14 protein-coding genes and 4 pseudogenes are annotated in these 17,101 nt (G+C 41.8%); 12 read left to right on the forward strand and 6 right to left on the reverse strand.

The genetic code is table 11. The annotated features are described in order from the left end of the window. Nucleotides 1-723 precede the first annotated feature (723 nt). Together OH663_RS00245 and OH663_RS00250 are read left to right on the forward strand one after the other, a co-directional pair. Nucleotides 724-1,287 (forward strand): helix-turn-helix domain-containing protein, encoded by a 564-nt coding sequence (locus OH663_RS00245; RefSeq protein WP_000072653.1) that lies wholly within the window; start codon nucleotides 724-726, stop codon nucleotides 1,285-1,287. A gap of 69 nt (nucleotides 1,288-1,356) precedes the next feature. Next, nucleotides 1,357-1,662, forward strand: coding sequence for a hypothetical protein (locus OH663_RS00250; RefSeq protein WP_200012302.1), 306 nt, complete (start codon nucleotides 1,357-1,359; stop codon nucleotides 1,660-1,662). Nucleotides 1,663-1,835: 173 nt separating this feature from the next. Here the strand turns inward: OH663_RS00250 and OH663_RS00255 are convergent, their stop codons facing one another. The 3 genes from OH663_RS00255 to OH663_RS00265 form a co-directional block, all read right to left on the reverse strand. Then, the gene (locus OH663_RS00255) at nucleotides 1,836-2,111 is read right to left on the reverse strand and encodes a hypothetical protein (protein WP_001065761.1); all 276 of its coding nucleotides are present in this window, start codon (nucleotides 2,109-2,111) and stop codon (nucleotides 1,836-1,838) included. Between the two features lie 204 nt (nucleotides 2,112-2,315). After that, a complete protein-coding gene (locus OH663_RS00260) occupies nucleotides 2,316-2,522 on the reverse strand; it encodes a helix-turn-helix transcriptional regulator (RefSeq protein WP_001064738.1) in 207 nt (68 codons plus the stop codon). Between the two features lie 122 nt (nucleotides 2,523-2,644). Continuing rightward, the gene (locus OH663_RS00265; RefSeq protein WP_000800614.1) at nucleotides 2,645-3,499 is read right to left on the reverse strand and encodes a DUF6387 family protein; all 855 of its coding nucleotides are present in this window, start codon (nucleotides 3,497-3,499) and stop codon (nucleotides 2,645-2,647) included. Between the two features lie 240 nt (nucleotides 3,500-3,739). Here OH663_RS00265 and OH663_RS00270 point away from each other — a divergent pair. Further along, nucleotides 3,740-3,868: pseudogene (locus tag OH663_RS00270) on the forward strand (IS3 family transposase); the annotation flags it as partial. A 66-nt stretch (nucleotides 3,869-3,934) separates the two neighbouring features. Here the strand turns inward: OH663_RS00270 and OH663_RS00275 are convergent. After that, nucleotides 3,935-4,082: pseudogene (locus OH663_RS00275) on the reverse strand (ATP-binding protein); the annotation flags it as partial. A gap of 174 nt (nucleotides 4,083-4,256) precedes the next feature. On the opposite strand from OH663_RS00275, the gene OH663_RS00280 reads away from it, so the two are divergent. From OH663_RS00280 to OH663_RS00300, 5 genes and pseudogenes are all read left to right on the forward strand, one after another. Continuing rightward, nucleotides 4,257-5,249 (forward strand): ankyrin repeat domain-containing protein, encoded by a 993-nt coding sequence (locus tag OH663_RS00280; protein WP_063849397.1) that lies wholly within the window; start codon nucleotides 4,257-4,259, stop codon nucleotides 5,247-5,249. Nucleotides 5,250-6,137: 888 nt separating this feature from the next. Continuing rightward, nucleotides 6,138-7,490 (forward strand): SIR2 family NAD-dependent protein deacylase, encoded by a 1,353-nt coding sequence (locus OH663_RS00285; protein WP_023317204.1) that lies wholly within the window; start codon nucleotides 6,138-6,140, stop codon nucleotides 7,488-7,490. 800 nt (nucleotides 7,491-8,290) lie between these two features. Then, nucleotides 8,291-8,407 (forward strand): annotated as a pseudogene (locus OH663_RS26030) (hypothetical protein); the annotation flags it as partial. After that, a pseudogene (locus OH663_RS00295) lies at nucleotides 8,403-8,558 on the forward strand (IS3 family transposase); the annotation flags it as partial. The pseudogenes OH663_RS26030 and OH663_RS00295, both read left to right, overlap by 5 nt. A gap of 143 nt (nucleotides 8,559-8,701) precedes the next feature. Next, entirely contained in the window at nucleotides 8,702-9,058 is a 357-nt protein-coding gene (locus tag OH663_RS00300) for a Rap1a/Tai family immunity protein (protein WP_045446450.1), read from the forward strand. Between the two features lie 88 nt (nucleotides 9,059-9,146). On the opposite strand, the gene OH663_RS00305 is transcribed toward OH663_RS00300, so the two are convergent. Continuing rightward, entirely contained in the window at nucleotides 9,147-10,151 is a 1,005-nt protein-coding gene (locus tag OH663_RS00305) for an acyltransferase family protein (RefSeq protein ID WP_200012305.1), read from the reverse strand. A gap of 410 nt (nucleotides 10,152-10,561) precedes the next feature. Beyond that, nucleotides 10,562-11,758: an SEL1-like repeat protein gene (locus tag OH663_RS00310; RefSeq protein WP_200012307.1), complete on the reverse strand. Its 1,197-nt coding sequence runs from the start codon at nucleotides 11,756-11,758 to the stop codon at nucleotides 10,562-10,564. A gap of 531 nt (nucleotides 11,759-12,289) precedes the next feature. Here OH663_RS00310 and melR point away from each other — a divergent pair. The 4 genes from melR to OH663_RS00330 all read left to right on the forward strand — a co-directional run bounded on the left by melR (nucleotide 12,290) and on the right by OH663_RS00330 (nucleotide 17,055). After that, nucleotides 12,290-13,228 (forward strand): transcriptional regulator MelR, encoded by a 939-nt coding sequence (gene melR, locus OH663_RS00315; RefSeq protein WP_045446456.1) that lies wholly within the window; start codon nucleotides 12,290-12,292, stop codon nucleotides 13,226-13,228. 194 nt (nucleotides 13,229-13,422) lie between these two features. Then, nucleotides 13,423-14,892, forward strand: a complete 1,470-nt coding sequence (gene nhaC / locus OH663_RS00320; RefSeq protein ID WP_200012308.1) for a Na+/H+ antiporter NhaC — start codon at nucleotides 13,423-13,425, stop codon at nucleotides 14,890-14,892. A 134-nt stretch (nucleotides 14,893-15,026) separates the two neighbouring features. Beyond that, nucleotides 15,027-16,199 (forward strand): MalY/PatB family protein, encoded by a 1,173-nt coding sequence (locus OH663_RS00325; RefSeq protein ID WP_045446459.1) that lies wholly within the window; start codon nucleotides 15,027-15,029, stop codon nucleotides 16,197-16,199. Nucleotides 16,200-16,419: 220 nt separating this feature from the next. Then, a complete protein-coding gene (locus tag OH663_RS00330; protein ID WP_045446462.1) occupies nucleotides 16,420-17,055 on the forward strand; it encodes a carbonic anhydrase in 636 nt (211 codons plus the stop codon). Nucleotides 17,056-17,101: the final 46 nt, after the last annotated feature.

The raw sequence follows: 17,101 nt of genomic DNA on the forward strand, positions 1-17,101 counted from the left end.
TATGTAGATTATTTTTACCCGTCAGATGAAAACCCAACATTTAATCCCTCTTGCAGCGCCGCTGAGTGCCCACAGCACTCACTCGCTGAAGCAGAAAGGATTTTTCCGAATGGGTTCCGGCGTGGGCCGTATTAAGTTAACGGGTAAATCATGTAGTCGGGTCCACTCTATCGCTAAACTCAGCAGTCTGAATCTCTGCGCGAAGCGTATTTGTGCTGAGAGCTAAACCCAACTGTCTGAACTCCTGCGCGAAGCGTATTTCTACTGACAGTTAAACACTATAGCAATGTTCTGAAGCCCAGTGGCGCAACACACAGGTGCGCGGGCTTCACTTAAGGAATAATATTACGAAGGAAAATCAGCAATAGCAGTGTTTATCAAACTGTGTACAATGGAATTTTGTGTCAGTCTAAAGCTAAATTTCGGTTTCTTGTTTCTTTATCACTCTTTTATCTTGCAAATACAAAAAGAAAATTAATAAATTACATCAACAAGTTAAGATAGAATATTGGTTGTATCTTTCAGAACCAAAAATTATTAATAACATAACAGGTGATGGTGAAATTTAACACCCTTCGTAATAACTCTGACAACCCTTAATATTTCACTAAAAAATAATCACAGAGCAATAAATATAATATTTTTAAACTTTATTACTAATAATATTGACAAACAAATTTAATATGCCATATCTGTTATCACAATAATAAAAAAGGAGCCATTATGTCAAACACAAGTGTTATGTTAACTAAAGAACAAAAAGCAATTATTGCAGAAGCATTAGATGTTATGCCCGAAGATCTGGAAGAAATAAAAGTTAAAGCAAGTGCCTGTAAAAAGACATCCTTTCGTGACGATTTTTCGATGGTCTTTAAAGATAATACGGCCACGCTCGCCAGAATGGATCTGACACCAACGGCATTCAGAATTGTTATTTATCTCTTCTCAGTCATTGATTATGGAAATATTATCCCTGACTTTTCACAGTCACGTACCGCCAGAGAGTTAGGACTGAATAAATCGAATGTTTCACGTGCATTCAGGGAATTATTTGAGAGGAAAATACTGATCCGTAATGCTGAAGATGGTCAGGTTTACCTGAATTCTAATTTATGCGTAAAAGGTATTCCTCATCGTTTCAATGAAGATCTGATGGATAAATTCAGTAAATCCAGACTTGAGACTGAAGATTTTGCCACTTCATTCAACTTTTATCGCGCAGGGCGCAAAACAAAGCCTGTAAAAAAATCCAGAAACAGATATCCAACTGACGGCATTCCCTTTTAAAAGACATAACAGCGCGGTGATTTTACGCCCCACACCAGCGAAAAACTTAACAAAATAAAGGATATCTTTATGAAGCAAAGACTCCCTGCTTACCTTTACCAGAATAAATTATCAGATGAACAACGCAATCTGAACAATACTGCTCACAATGTGTTTTGGCTTCTCACATTAATCGCTTCATACACACCAGATAAAAACACTGTTTACCTGAACTTTCACCGTGCAACATCCATCGCACAACAGGAAGATATACATATTACGCCAGCCCGATTTTATCAGGCCATCGATAAACTGATTGATACAAATGTTATTATTTGTACTGAGTTTAAATACCAGTATCGTTTAAACCCTGTATTTTTCAGTTATCTTAAATAAAACAAAGGGCAGAGAATGAAAGTTTAGGATATTCCTATCCTGCAATGCTTACTATAGCAAAACCACATGACCGCTATCAAAAGCACATAATTTTTATATATCATTACCAGTAGGATTAAAATAAGAAGGTACAGACTTGTGCTGTCTGTACCCATGATAATTTATTACAGACTTTACACCTTTTTACCTGCGTTATTCTTTCTGATAATATTTTTTTCATTGACAAGGTGCTCAATACACATTCGTACTTCATCATTAATGGTAACATCTGTAGCACCTTCGACCAGTATAGAACACAACAAATAAAGAAGGACGTGCTCAAACTCTATCTCTTCGACTGGATCTACATAATTACGATAGGTTTCAATAGCCTCATACAAGCTATCCGGTGAAGTCACAAATGCACATACAAAATCTTTATCTTCCGGTACTCTGATTGAATTATTCATTTTAAATCTCCTGTACTTATTAATTTATAATGTCACAGTAAAAATGCCATCATAATTTCCACCAATGACTATTGTTATTACTTCTTAATACAAAAGCCTAACCTAATACTACTTATAAAATATCAGGCGGCCCTCGACTCATTGTTGAATAGCACCATTTATTTTTACACACCAAATTTAATACACTCATCATTAACCCCGTAATCAGGCTGCATTTTTACGTGAACGTTCAATTGCAGATGCGATCCATTCATCAACTTCGCTTTCGACAAATGCAATTGCACGCGAACCAATTTTTATTGGTTGTGGAAATAAACCTTCGTTGATTAGACGATAAATCCAGGCCTTGCCATAGCCGGTTCTGTTCATAACTTCTGGCAAGCGAATTAGGCGGGTATTTTGATTGTTCATTTTGTTTTCCCTTTGTCGTTGTGATGGGATCACTATACGAACAGTTGGGAAAAGAAAGGAGCGAGCTTCCTAACTGCAGGGTTACGGTCTGCCCTGCAGTAGTAGACTTCGGGAATTCGAGATCAGTTAGAATCAGAGAGTTTCATCACATCTGAAACTCTCATGTTTTTCAGGTGGGGATTTCGGTTCATGAAAAAATTGAACTGCCTAATGAAGTCTATCGTTGCAGCTTTCATCGCAAGCGGACGATCTGAGTCTTTAATGTGATACCCTAAACGGGTAGTTGTTTCTTCATCTTCATCAGTATAAAGAAGCCGGGAGAGGCGATCATCTGAGATTCTTAGTTCTTTCCTTTTTGCCCAAAGTAAGATGTCCAGCATCGCAACCAACCTGTAATTTATGATTTTTTTAATGGTTCCATAGCCGAAACGAACGATACCGGTTTCATTAACTTCCACTCCTTTTACCGATCTCCATTGTGGCAGGGCCGCTTTTATCGATTCGGCTATTTCATCGTCAGTACCACTACCAAGATCGATTTCAAGCAACACCGTTTTCTCACATAAGGGGGACAAGAGTTGTGACACATAAGCTTCGTGATGAGGCGCATTAACACAATATTCATCGTTTCCTTCCTCCCAGGTGAAAAGATTCACACTAAGAGCCATCACACTAAGTTCAGCAAGCCTGGTGATATCCGTGATAAAAATGTGTGGAGGACTGTAGAGAGTATCGTTAACTGTTGGATAATCGAGATGCTTCCCTTTGAAAAGATGGGGGTTCCCACTGAAAATTTCAGTCATGTACACCCATAGCCCTTTCTTTTCTTCGTCAGTAGGCCCAGGCTTGTACAGAAGTGCTCTTGCCCAAAGTTCGTGATACAAGGCATTTAAACTGATGTCTTCGAGCTTGCGATAGTTATCTATGTCAAGCCAAGCTTTGATTTCTTTAGTATGCTCTGGTGACCAGTTTTTCAAAATTCAAATCTCCTGCCTTCTTAAAGATTTAAGTCATACGAATAGAGTTCAGTTAGTTTGAAAAAACTACCGTATTCACTAATCGATGAAAAGCAGTTCCTGCTTGCAAGTTAACCTAGCCAGAAGGAAGTTGAACTGAGAAATTTGTTATCTTTTGATGCAACTTGCCAGGGTCTACGTCCTGTCAGGAAAGGAGAGGCAGGGACATGGACCGACTACGCCCTGCCTCTTACTTTACTCTGGGCGTATCTTGTCGTTGTTCTCGACCTGTTCGCCAGAAAACCCGGAGGGGTGGGCAATGAAATTCAATTCTCACCTGACAACAAACTTACCATCAGAGCACTGGAAATGGTTTGGGAGCGCCAGGGGTCAACAACGGGTAAAAAGTGATCCGCATACCGCCACCACCGACGGTCTAATGTTGATCCACCTTGTTTACTCAGGATTAGCTTCAGCGATAACCCCGGCTTTCCGTTTTTGCTTCAGTCGATAGCCTTCTCCTTTTATTTGTACGACGTGTGTGATGTAAAATCCGGTTCAACATTGCCGATGTAATGGTAGCATCTCCCGCGAAGGTTTGGTCCTATAGTCCGGACGGCAGGTTACAGGCGTAAATTTACTGCAGGTGTTTCTGATGTATCCACGGGTGGTTTGTGGAAATTTTTATTCCGCACATCATGAACACCTTTCCCCAGCTGTTGCATTTCACAGAATTTCTGATATCTAATGACTTAAACATTTTTTCATGGGGGTGTTTATGGAATTAGTCATGTCCTTATTACAAAAGGGATTATTAGAAAAGGCATTAGACCTTGCCATTTCTGAATCATTCTTCAATGCAAGATCACCTGATGATATAAAGAAAGCTTTAAAAATAGGCTATGACATTAATGCTGTTAACAGTAACGGCAACAATGCCATTTTTGCCTGCAGAACCCTGGAAGCCATGGATTGCCTGCTCAGTTATGGAATTAATATACACCATATCAACGGACATGGGCAAAATGCGCTCTTTCATCAAAAAAATCCAGAAATACTGAAGAAACTGATTGAACTGGGTTTAGACACCTCGCATACGGATACTAATGGCTACACATGCATTTTTGAACATTACAGGAATGCTGAAGGATTGACAGAATTAATTAATGCTGGTTGTGATATAAATCACATCGATAAAAAAGGAATGAATATTCTCTTCCTGCCCCTTTCCCCGGAAGTTTTATCCGTAGCAATAGATGCTGGATGCAATGTCAATCAAATTGATCATTCAGGGAAAGGATTTATTGAAAATGTATATGATTATGAATTACATGATATCATTCTCTCGCATATTGATAAATTTGACAGAAGAACGCTGCATGTAGATTTTTGTGATCTCGACTCAGCCTTTTTCTTGTATTACCTTTCTGAACATGGATTCAAAATAGAACTTAATAAAGACCATTTCACCATTAACAGTTACATTGGTGATTATAAAGAAATCTTATCCATACTTGATTTCATCAGTGAAATTCATGATATTCACTTCTATAAATATAAAGGCGGCCCTCTCTATAAAGATATCGACAAGCGAATTGTAAAGTGGATGATAAGAAATAATCTCTTGGTTGATTTATCAAAAATAAATAAACACAAGGATTATGAAGAAATTAATTCATACAAAATCCGTCGAGAACAGAAAGAAATCTCCAGGCATTTAAAACCTGCTAAAAGTATATCTGCAACAGTCAAAAACGGCGGAAGATTGTGAGAGCTTATATGTGTGATTCATTCTCATTGTTTCAATATACTGCCTCAACATGAACAAAGAAATTCAGCATCAACTATATTGGGAATTACTCTATGAATCGTATGGTGCTAAGGGTCTGACGCCTCTGCCTGGTGATGTGGAAGCTGCAGGCAATTTTAAAATATCTGCTCGTTGTTTAGTGAACTTGTCAATCATTACCCAAGTGATATTGATTATCAGCACTCGTGCTGGATCACGGCACTTCTGGAAATAAAACTTAATGAGGTAAATGATTGTCAGATGTATTCGAGAACTGCCCATCGCTGATAGCCAGTATCAATGTCAAATCAGGTTCTGATCTCCTAATCGTGCTCTCGCGATCAGTTTTCATAGAAACAGTATCCTTTATGCTCGGAAAGGCATATACCCCTAAAGCAGCTCAGGTTTATCTGGCTGAGGCTATGACGCGAAACCATTAGGGAATCTAAAAAAAGTAAAGACTGTGTGATTTGTGAGCTTGATTGAATGCACTGAGAGCTCACGCCGCTGGCGATATTGCTTAAACACAACCGGCAAATAGATCGATAGTCCCCACGGAGGAACGAGGGCATATGCCAGCTTACGTTGTTCGGGAACTTCTGCTTAGTGCCAGGAGCGGACATTTTGTCTCTCGATTCAGGCGGCCAAATTCAGTAAACCACTTCATACTCACTGATCAGCCGCGATGTGTGCGCTGTGTTGCCGTTATTGCAATCACATCCTAAGAAGATTTCTGAGAAACGCAATTAACTTTAATGATATTATATACAAAGGAAACGCTGGGAAACCGGGGTAAAGTTTGGGTGTCACAAAGCCCCGAACCGTTTCGCGGTGCATCACATAGCAATCACCTATCCCTGAGGTAACTATATGGACTTTACGGAATATCAAGAAGAAATAATCGAAGATGTTAAATCTTGCCTTGAAAACTTACAAGTCCAACCCATTTTATTCATGGGTGCAGGTATTTCACAACGATATATAAAAGCGCCTGACTGGGAAGGTCTATTAAAGCAACTAGCGGAAATATGCCCCTTGATCAAACGCCCTTATGGTTACTACAGCCAAACAAAGGGTGATAACAAACCTCTGATTGCTAGCGATTTTTGTGACTTCTATGCTGAATGGGCTTGGGATGATGGCAAGGATCGCTATCCAGAGACATACTTTGAAGGAACGACTCCAAAAGATATTTATATTAAGCATGAAATTGCATCCATTCTGAATGAATTATCAAACTCCGTTGATTTCTCGAACATGGAATATACAGAGGAAGTTCAGAAATTAAGGAAAGTAAAACCTCATGCAATAATCACAACAAATTATGACGACACATTAGAAAAAATATTTGACAATTATCAGGCAATAGTTGGTCATAACGTTGTTAAAGTGAATTATTCATCTTATGGCGAAATCATGAAAATTCATGGTAGCAGTCATGAAGTTGAAAGTATTGTTATTACAAATGAAGATTATGTTGATTTCTATAAACGTAAGAAATATATCAGTGCTAAGTTGCTAACATATTTTGCTGAACACCCCTTGTTTTTCTTTGGGTACAGTATCAATGATGAAAACATAAAGGCAATTCTCTCTGATATAGATGAAATCATCGCTCCCAATAATGCATTGATTCCAAATATTTATCTTGTCTCCTTCAGTAAGGACTGCGAGGCCACTGGTTCTCATCAAAAGGAATTGCTAATCGGTGTTGGTGAGAATAAAAGCGTTCGAATCAAGGTGATATACGCAAATAATTTTGGTTGGATTTTTGATGCGTTATCATCTAATACACCGGAAATTAGCGTTAATCCAAAACTTGTGCGTGCATTTCTAGCCAGAACGTACACATTCGCATCAGAATCCCTTGTTAAACAAGAACTTCCATACGATTTTGAGATGTTCCGCAATATTGCAGAGCATGATGATGCATTAGCAAAAATGTATGGTATCGCTGAACTCAATAATGGGCAGGCACTAAATGCTAGTTTCCCATATACAATGTCTGATCTGGCAAGGATTCTCGACATGGGATCGTGGCACTATGTTAATCAAGAATTCGAAAAATTAAGAAAACTAACCGACTTCAACATTAAAGCATCAGACAACAATTATCATGTTTTCATTAAATCTGGGAAAAGTGGTGTCGGAAAATACTCATCTGAGGCACTTGACTTATTGCGAAAATTAATAAACGGGGAACAGTTTGAGTTAAACCCATAATTAAAGATGATGCACACAATGACGTTATATTAAAGAGGCCGCTGCGAGAGACTTTTTTGCAGCAGCCTTTTCAACATATGGGCATTTCTAACGAACCAGTGATTAGACATTTTCACTGAATCTTGACATGTCTGCCTGAGTTAAATAGTTTTTTACAGTTGTTTTACGTCCGATCCTCGCTCATAGCAGACATGAATACTCTGCTAATTGGCCACTCCGGGCCTGAACGGACGAGATACACCATCGACTCAAGCGGACAAGTTTATGGGCCACTACAGTATTTGAGATAGAGCAGTTTTTATTGACCCTCTCAGTAATCAGACGCTAAATATCCAGCCACACTTACATTTAGTATGCCATAGAGCGTGTTATTTTGAAGTCGCTAGGCATGTTGGAACCATGCGAGGTTCTGTGGTTCTACTTTATGGTTCCTTTTTGGAACCCATAACGAAATTAATTTAAACAAAAATATTAAATATCAATACACTATAATTAAAAGCACAGGGACGCCAGCCCAAAATTCTCCATCGGTGATTACCAGAGTCATCCGATGAAGTCCTAAGAGCCCGCACGGCGCAAGCCCTGCGGGCTTTTTTGTGCCCTCAATTTGTCCCGCGAAGTCCGAAGAGAACTAATTAAATCCGAACCTTTTAGGCACCTTGTTAGGCACCTCATAAAGCTATATTGTTTTTGAGGTGCCTAAAACTACGGAAACCCGGCAATGGTCAGACAAATCACTCTCCGTAAAAGAAATCGAATCTGCCTGATTCGGGGAAACGAATCACGTTTTCTACGATGGCGATGCGCGGGGCTTTCGGGCGGAGTCCAGCACTTTTCTGGCGAAACAAATTGATCAGCAAGAACAACTCCGCTGTTCGTTAGAAGCCAAAATCAATACTTTCCAACTTGCACCTGAAATCACATAGGCTGGAAGGCTACATCAGTCGCCGTTTTAGCTGTTATGGCAACAGAGTTGCGAAAAACTTATTCTTGTTACTGAAGCGTGAACGGATACATAAAATGATCTACGGAACGCGAGAAGAGACCCGGAGCGATATTTTAAATTTCAACAACCAAAAATCCAAAATAAGATTCATTCTTTTCTGGACTCGCAATTAATCGGCATGTTACTTTAAAATGAATTGATTAATTCCTAACCGTTTCACTGCATCGTGCTGAGATGAGTGTCATTTTTTAAGAAAAGTAACCACATGAACACTGTCACCAGGCTTATTCTGGCATTCAATTTATTTATACCATTAGTGTCTCACGCTGAAATTCCTGACAAATTTAATAGCAGTTATCTTCTCGAGGGTTATCAGCTTTATAAAAAGGATCATAACACTATTTACCAACAATCCGCTCCAGCCGCATTTTCAGGATATGTAAGAGGAATAGCAACAGTTCTGACGGCTGAGAAAGAGATTTGTATTTCGGATACATTCGATATAAACCAGGTTTTCGATACCGTAGGCAACTGGCTTAAAAACAAACCAGAAGAAAGAAATAATCCCCCAGCAATGATAGTTGCTGAGGCATTGGTTGAAAAATACCCCTGTTCTTCTTAACTCATCAAAAGGCGGGTTTATACGTTGACGCCAGGTTTATAAACCAGTCGTTCGTTTTTAATGAGCGACTGCTAATCTATATCTCATATTATCTGACCCTTGACTTTAACTGCAAAAACCGCCTTTCTACTAAATACCACGACCCACTTGCCACAAAAAAAGTCAGTATCAATGACAACCCGAATGATAAATATGGATGCGTGTTATATAACCCTAAAGAATAAAGGAGCTGGATTACAGGGAAGTTATACAGATAGATACCATATGAAAAATCCCCTATTTTTTCAAAATTGAATCCCAAAGGGATATTCAAACAACAAAAAAGCACAGAGGATACAACAAGAAAATATTCACTCAAAAACCTCAACTCTTTCCCTTCCGCGAGCATATAACAAACAGCAGAAACAACTGCAATTGGTGGAATGAGTTTTATAAAATTTTTAACAATAGCAAACAGTGCGCCGCCGAAAAAATATGCCGCCATACCGACAAACTGTAACGACATCATCCTGGCATTAGGTGAATCACTGATACACCGGAAGTACAACAGCCACGGGACAGAAACCAAACAGACCAAAGTAAAAGCGAGCATCTTATTCCGCACGTATATATAAAAAAAGATCGGCACAGATAAGTACAGGATGATTTCCGTTTTAAGCGTCCACAATGAACCATTGACAGCAGTTAATGGATTATCGACAAATATACCGGGCAAAGCCGGATGCAGAAAGTTCATAAATACTGCATTTGCCAAAATATATTTTAATAAATCAAGGTTGAAAAAATGTTCTCCGACACTATACATCGCAACTACACAGGCACAAAAAACAATAAAAGAAAGACAAAAATAATATGCAGGAAGTAATCTTAGAGCACGCCTGTAGAAAAAACCACGCTGATTCCTCATGTAGCTTTTTACTATCAGATAGCCGCTTATCACAAAGAAGCACTCAACAATCACATCACCACTAAGGTAAGACAGGATCGGCTTTAACACATCTGAATTTGTAATACCTCCATTATGTACAAGTAGTACACCAACAGCCAGAACCAACCTGATTAGGGTAAAATTATCACTGCATTTAACATTCATTTCATTATAACCTCCTGATTTTTTCTCTAAAATATTTTACTTTACATTTAAATAAACTCACCTTCATATATGAAACAAAAAAACACAACAGAAATATATTTATAGGCATCATTAATCAGCCAATAAACATAATAAAAATGAATAATAAACCCAGGACACACAACTTTTCTCGTCGCATCAATACCCTGTTTATTTACGCCTATGTGAATTTGACCGATTGCCATAATACGGCCTTAATCAGTCATTACATCGGCAGTTCTGGCTTCATTGCCCGTCCCGTCGATCGCATTTCCGTTCTTGAGAAATTATCGCCACGCTATAGGAGAGTTAAGCTCTACGGTTTGTGAATCCGCGATCCAAACTCTTTATAAAAGCCCGTGCTCTACGGGCTTTTGTTAATCCAGATTGGGCTACATTTTCGGCTGATATCGATACTGCTCGAAATATTTCCTCGCCTTCGAGTCCGCTTCCTTTAGAGCTGTTGGAGTCAGGTTCTCCCGAGTAATATCAAGCCCGGTCTGCGCATCAAAGTTCCCGTTAGCTACGGCCACAGCATTCCAGATATAGGCTTGCGCATAGTCTTTATCGACGCCTTTCCCCTCGAGGTACATCCTTCCCAGCATTCCCTGCGCTTCCGCGTTGCCCTTTCTGGCTGCCTGATCAAATTGTTCAACAGCTTTCTTGTCATCCTGGGCAACACCTTTACCTTCTAAGTACATCAACCCAAGCTCCTTGTAAGAGCCAGCATCTCCCTGTGCGGCGGCCTGTTCATACCACTCGACGGCTTTCTTATCGTCCTGTGCCGTTCCCTCACCCTTTGAATACATCATGCCGAGCATACCCTGAGCCAGCACATCACCGTGGGGAGCTGCTTGATTAAATAACTCAAACGCTTTCTTGTGATCCTGCGCCACACCGACACCTTCACCAAGGTAATACATGGCCCCCAGCATGCTCTGAGCCAGAGTATCTCCGTGGCTGGCAGCCTGATTAAACAATGCGAAAGCTTTGTTGTTATCCATACCCACGCCATCACCTTCCAGGTATTTTCGACCGAGCAGGCCCTGTGCCCTGGCATCCCCTTGCTCAGCCGCTTTGCTCAATGACTGAACTGTGTTGTAGCCATCTAACAGTGACTTCTTACTTTCAAGAAAATGCTGCGCGTCAGGATTCCCTTTCTCAACAGCCCGGTGTAACCACTCTATCGCATGATAGTTTCCCCGTTCGGCAGCAATACTTAGCCACTCAACCGCCTTCTTATTTCCTTGTTCGGCCTGTTTGTTAAACCAGTCGATAACCGTTTCGTCATACCAGCGCCTCCCTTCGCCATCAAAATAGACTAAGGCAAGAAAATAGCGCGCATCGAAGTTCCCTTGCTCAGCTGCGCGGGTAAGCCACTCAACGGCTTGCTTATCATCCCGGGCAACCCCCTGACCTTCGAAATACCGTATTCCGAGACAGTACTGCGCATCTACATCCCCCTCCCCGGCGCCCTGCTGTAATACCGCTACAGGCTCCTTTTCCCACTCTTTTGCTTGTCCTTGTGATGTTCCCACGCCCCATAACAGGCCAATGAAAGTTAAGGCGAGGAGAGGCCGACTGTTCATAAAACGTAATCCTTGTTAAGAAAATGCACATAATGGAGATGACACTTGCACAATCCAACCGGTTTGACTGGCGGTTGTGATCCCTATCAGAACTATTAGACATCGGCTGGACAAAGCAGGAAAAATAACTTCCTGATAATTCAGGTGATTCTGACAATCATATTTTCAGCGACATAACAATTATTGCGCCAAATGAAAAACATATCTCATCACACATCGTGACCTTTTGTCTTCAGACTGTTATTGAATGTTAATCAAACACATCATTAATACCTGGGATAATATGGAAGCAGATTCAACATAGAGGTACAGGAGGGAGTGGCTTTCCCCGCGCAGATCATTTGCAATATTGCCAGGTTAAATTCTGCGATTCCCGATAACTCAGATCTTCGAGTAACAGACTGAGGATCTGAGTTTTTGGGAATAACTTCGCGAAAACGGAGAGAAAACGGTGTTTTTTTTCAGTTAAGCTATGTTCATGCTTTGGCGCTACTACTCGGTCAGTCTCACAATCCAGGAACGCAACCTATAATGGCAAAAAGTATCCCGCAGCTGCCACATGACCCTCACATGTGCCGCAGTTATGAAAAAAAGACTCGCAGCCCACTGGCTCTCTATTCAGAGTATCAGCGGATGGATGTCGAGTTGCGGGCACCGCTGGCGATGACCTACAGCCACTGGCATGGTCAGGTTGAGGTCAATGTGCCATTTGATGGCGATGTGGAATACCTGTTTAATGACGAAGTGGTACGCAGCAAACAGGGTTATATCACGCTATTCTGGGCCTGTACGCCTCATCAACTCACAGATGCCGGGCACTGTAAGCAAATGGCAATCTTCAATTTACCCATGCATCTGTTTTTATCCTGGCCTCTGGATCGTGAACTGATTAACCATGTGACACACGGGATGGTTATTACCTCGTTAGCCTCACAGCAACTCAGCGCTTTTGAAGTTCAGCGCTGGCAGAACGAACTCAACAGCGATAACGAGCAGATTCGCCAGTTGGCCATTGATGAAATTGCCCTAATGCTCAAGCGCTTTAGTCTTTCAGGCTGGAAGCCTGTACTGGGTCATAAAACATCACGAACCCAGAAGAACAGTATTTCGCGGCATTCACAGTTTTACGTCAGCCAGATGCTTGAATTTATCGCCGCCAACTGTGACAAACTGCTCACAGTCGATGCCATAGCCGAGCACGTTAAACTCAATCCAAACTACGCGATGGGTATATTTCATCGGGTGATGCAACTAACCATGAAACAGTATATTACCGCGATGCGCATCAACCACGTGCGAGCGTTACTCAGTGATACTGATAAGACAATACTCGATATTGCCATGCTTGCGGGTTTTCGCTCCAGCAGTCGTTTTTACAGCTCATTTCATAAATATGTCGGTATGCCGCCGCAACAGTACCGTAAACTCAGCCAACAACGGCGAAATCATCAACCCTATGTGGAGGGATAATTTATTAGCAAAACCGCCGCTTATATTACTACCGGGATATGAACAGCAGAGTCACGATCAAATTAGAGAACCCGATACAGTTAATAAAAATAGCGTTTTTCCGGAAACACTAGCCACTATGTCACTCAATAATTGAATGACCTGTAGCAGGTATTTATTTGATTCGTTCAGCCATTAACGATTGGGATGGAATTATGCAACAGAATAGCTGTACCTCACACAACAGAAAACCATTATCTTTCTTATGGTCAGTATTACCAATGGTGGTAATGCTGAGCGGAATTAGTATCGGGTATTTTATATTTGGTATTCGCGCAGAACCTATGATCCTGATGGGGACAGCGACCGCCTCATTTATTGCTATCGCTCATGGCTACACCTGGGATGACATTCTAAAATCCATTTGTAATAAAATATCGGAAGCGCTACCTGTAATATTGATTGTCGCCAGTATTGGTTTTTTAATTGGCTCATGGATGGTGTCAGGAACTATCCCCATGATGATCTATTACGGTCTGAAGTGGATTAATCCGCAATATTTCTATATTTCCGCTTTTATGCTGGGAGCACTGATCTCTGTCTGCACCGGTACGTCCTGGGGATCTATCGGTACCGTAGGGATTGCCATGATTGGCGTGGCGATCGGCCTCAATGTTTCACTCCCGGTTGCTGCCGGAGCCATTGTTTCGGGGTGCTGGTTCGGCGATAAACTCTCGCCGGTTTCTGATTCAACCAATATGGCGGCACTGGCTGCCGGTGTAAACCTGTACTCACATATCGGCCATCTGCTATGGACCACAGGACCTGGATTTATTATCTGCTGTGTCGTTTACAGTTATATGGGGATGGGTATTGATGCAACCAGCAGCGCTCCAGAAAATATCACTAATTTAATGAGCTCTATCGGCCAGATTTATCACTTTAATATTCTGTTGCTGCTACCGCCGATTATTGTTTTATACGGTTCATTATCAAAGAAACCACCTATTCCCATGTTATTTCTGTCGACCTTAGTCTCGATGATTCTGGCATTAGTCTTTCAGGCATTCACGGCATCCTCTGTCGGTGAATCCGTAGTCAGCGGCTTTAAGCTCGCTATGCTCACAGGAGATGCCCTTCCGGCACTATCATCTGATGTCTCTCGCTTGCTGGAGAGAGGTGGCGCAATTTCTATGTTTAGTAGCTTTGTGACCGTTTTCAGCGCCTTTAGTTTTGCCGGTGCCATGAGCGCAACAGGTTCTCTGCATACCGTGATTAACGCACTGACAAAAGGCGTTAAATCCACATTCCGTCTGGTTGCCACCACTATTGTTACGACATTCACCATCTGTGCCTGCACGGCAAATGGTACCTTACCGCTGCTGTTATGTGGCGATGCATTTAAAGACGAGTATAAAAAACGGGGACTTGCCGCAAAGAATCTTTCGCGAACCACCGAGGATGCCGGGACGGTCGTCGAACCTATTATTCCGTGGTCTGCTTCCGGCGTTTATTGTGCAACTATGCTCGGAGTCGCCACCCTCGATTATTTGCCGTGGGCAATCTTATGCTACAGCGGCGTCATCTTCGCACTACTGTGGGCGGCGACAGGTATCGGTATTGCTAAATACGAGCCAGACAATGTCGCGGAGAATATGGTCGAACAAAAATCACCGGCTAATTAAAAACTCAATATCAATTTTCACCAGGGTTAACTATTTGATATTTAACTGACATGCAGATTATATGCATATAAATATTCTGCATTGATATTTCATTGTTTAAATAATAATTTATAGAGACTGACCAGGAGTTAACAATGTCTTTGTTTGACGATATTGTCATAAGGGATGATAGTTGCCGTAAATACGGGCAATTACAACAGATGTTTGGCACTCATGATGTATTGCCGCTATGGATTGCAGATATGGATTTTGTCACTCCAGAGCCGATTATGAATACGCTACATGCTGTGGTTGAACAACCCGTTCAGGGATATAACCTGGATTATCCGCACTGGAAGGAAGCGGTTATCCACTGGTATGCGAAACAGTATGACACCGACATCAAACAGCACTGGGTGCATTTTGTCCCAGGGGTCATTAAAACGATTGTGTTATCTCTGATGGCGCTCACCCGTTTGGGCGATAATATATTGACCTGTACCCCAATATATGACCCTTATCCAAATCTTGTAAAGACCAGCGGCAGAAACCTGATCCAGACACGCCTGGTCGAGATGAATGGGGGCTATAAATTTGACTGGCATGATTTCCGTGAGAAGCTAAAACAGTGCAAAATGTTTCTTTTTCCTTCACCACATAATCCCGGCGGGATGATATGGAGCCGGGAAACGCTTGAGAAAATTAGCCTCTATTGCCAGGAGGCTGGCGTTATCGTTGTATCGGATGAAGTCCACGGTGATTTAACCTTACCGGGTAAGCAACATTACCCGTTTTTTACCATTGATGAAGGTCTCAACGCTAAATCAATCGTATTGACTTCGATCAGCAAGACCTTCAATACCGCGGCAATCCAGGGCGGGATAGCAATTATTAAAAATGATGAGCTGCGCAGTCAGTTTTATGGTTTTCTCGATAATTGTTATCTTGCAGAGACAAATTCATTACAGCAGGCAGCCATTTATAGCGCCTATACTCACTGCGCTAACTGGCACCAAAATTTATTAACTTATCTGTCTGATAACGTCGCGTTTGTAAAAAGCGAAATAGAGAAAAACTGTCCTTTAATATCAGTTACCTATGGTGGTGCATCCTATCTGCTTTTTCTTAATGCTGAAAAAATGGAACTCAGCGATAAGCAGCTCGCTTCATTTTTTGTTCATGAAGCCCGACTGGGTCTTTCTCCTGGCGCACAGTATGGCCCAGGCGGAGAGGGACACATGCGATTAAACGTTGGCTGCCCACGCGCCGTTCTGGTGGAAGCGATGAACAGGCTAAAAGCGGCTTACCAAAGGCGCTACGCAAGCTAATCTTGAGCTTATCAGCGTACTTTTTCGCTGTCCGCTATCGATATTATGTTGCCCTGCAGCGATGGGGCAACCATTGGCCTTACAAGGTAAATACCTGCCATTTATTACCCAAAGATATTGGTTTAACGGCTATAAAGTCTTTCTCTTCTGTCTGCTGGTGTTAAACTGGAAAGTGTGATCTTCATCATAACCTGCTTAAACAGAGAAAAGAGACACTGCTATGCAACATATCATTGAGGGCTTCCTCAACTTCCAAAAAGAGATTTTCCCTCAACGTAAGGAACTCTTCCGCAGCCTGGCATCCAGCCAGAATCCTAAAGCGCTTTTCATCTCCTGCTCAGACAGTCGCCTGGTACCAGAACTCGTCACACAGCAAGAGCCAGGGCAGCTTTTTGTTATCCGCAACGCCGGTAATATCGTGCCTTCCTTTGGCCCGGAGCCAGGTGGGGTATCTGCGACTATCGAATACGCGGTTGTCGCATTAGGCGTGACGGATATCGTTATCTGTGGCCACTCCAATTGCGGCGCGATGAAAGCCATTGCCGAAAGTCAGTGCCTGGATCCGATGCCTGCGGTCGCCCACTGGCTGCACTATGCCGATGCCGCTAAAGCGGTGGTCGATAAAAAAACCTGGGATAACGAAACCGATAAAGTTAACGCGATGGTAGAAGAGAACGTTATCGCCCAGTTGAACAATATTAAAACGCATCCTTCCGTTGCTGTTGGGCTACGTAATAATGCACTGCGTCTGCACGGCTGGGTGTACGACATTGAAAGCGGCGAAATCCGTACTCTGGATAAAAACAGCAAAGCCTTTGTTTCGCTGGCAGATAATCCGCAGGTACATTTCGAATAAATCCTCAACTGGAGCAGGGATGCTCTGGCAACGTCATACCTCCCCC

It is taken from the genome of Citrobacter sp. Marseille-Q5395, assembly GCF_947057495.1.
GTDB lineage: Bacteria > Pseudomonadota > Gammaproteobacteria > Enterobacterales > Enterobacteriaceae > Citrobacter > Citrobacter murliniae.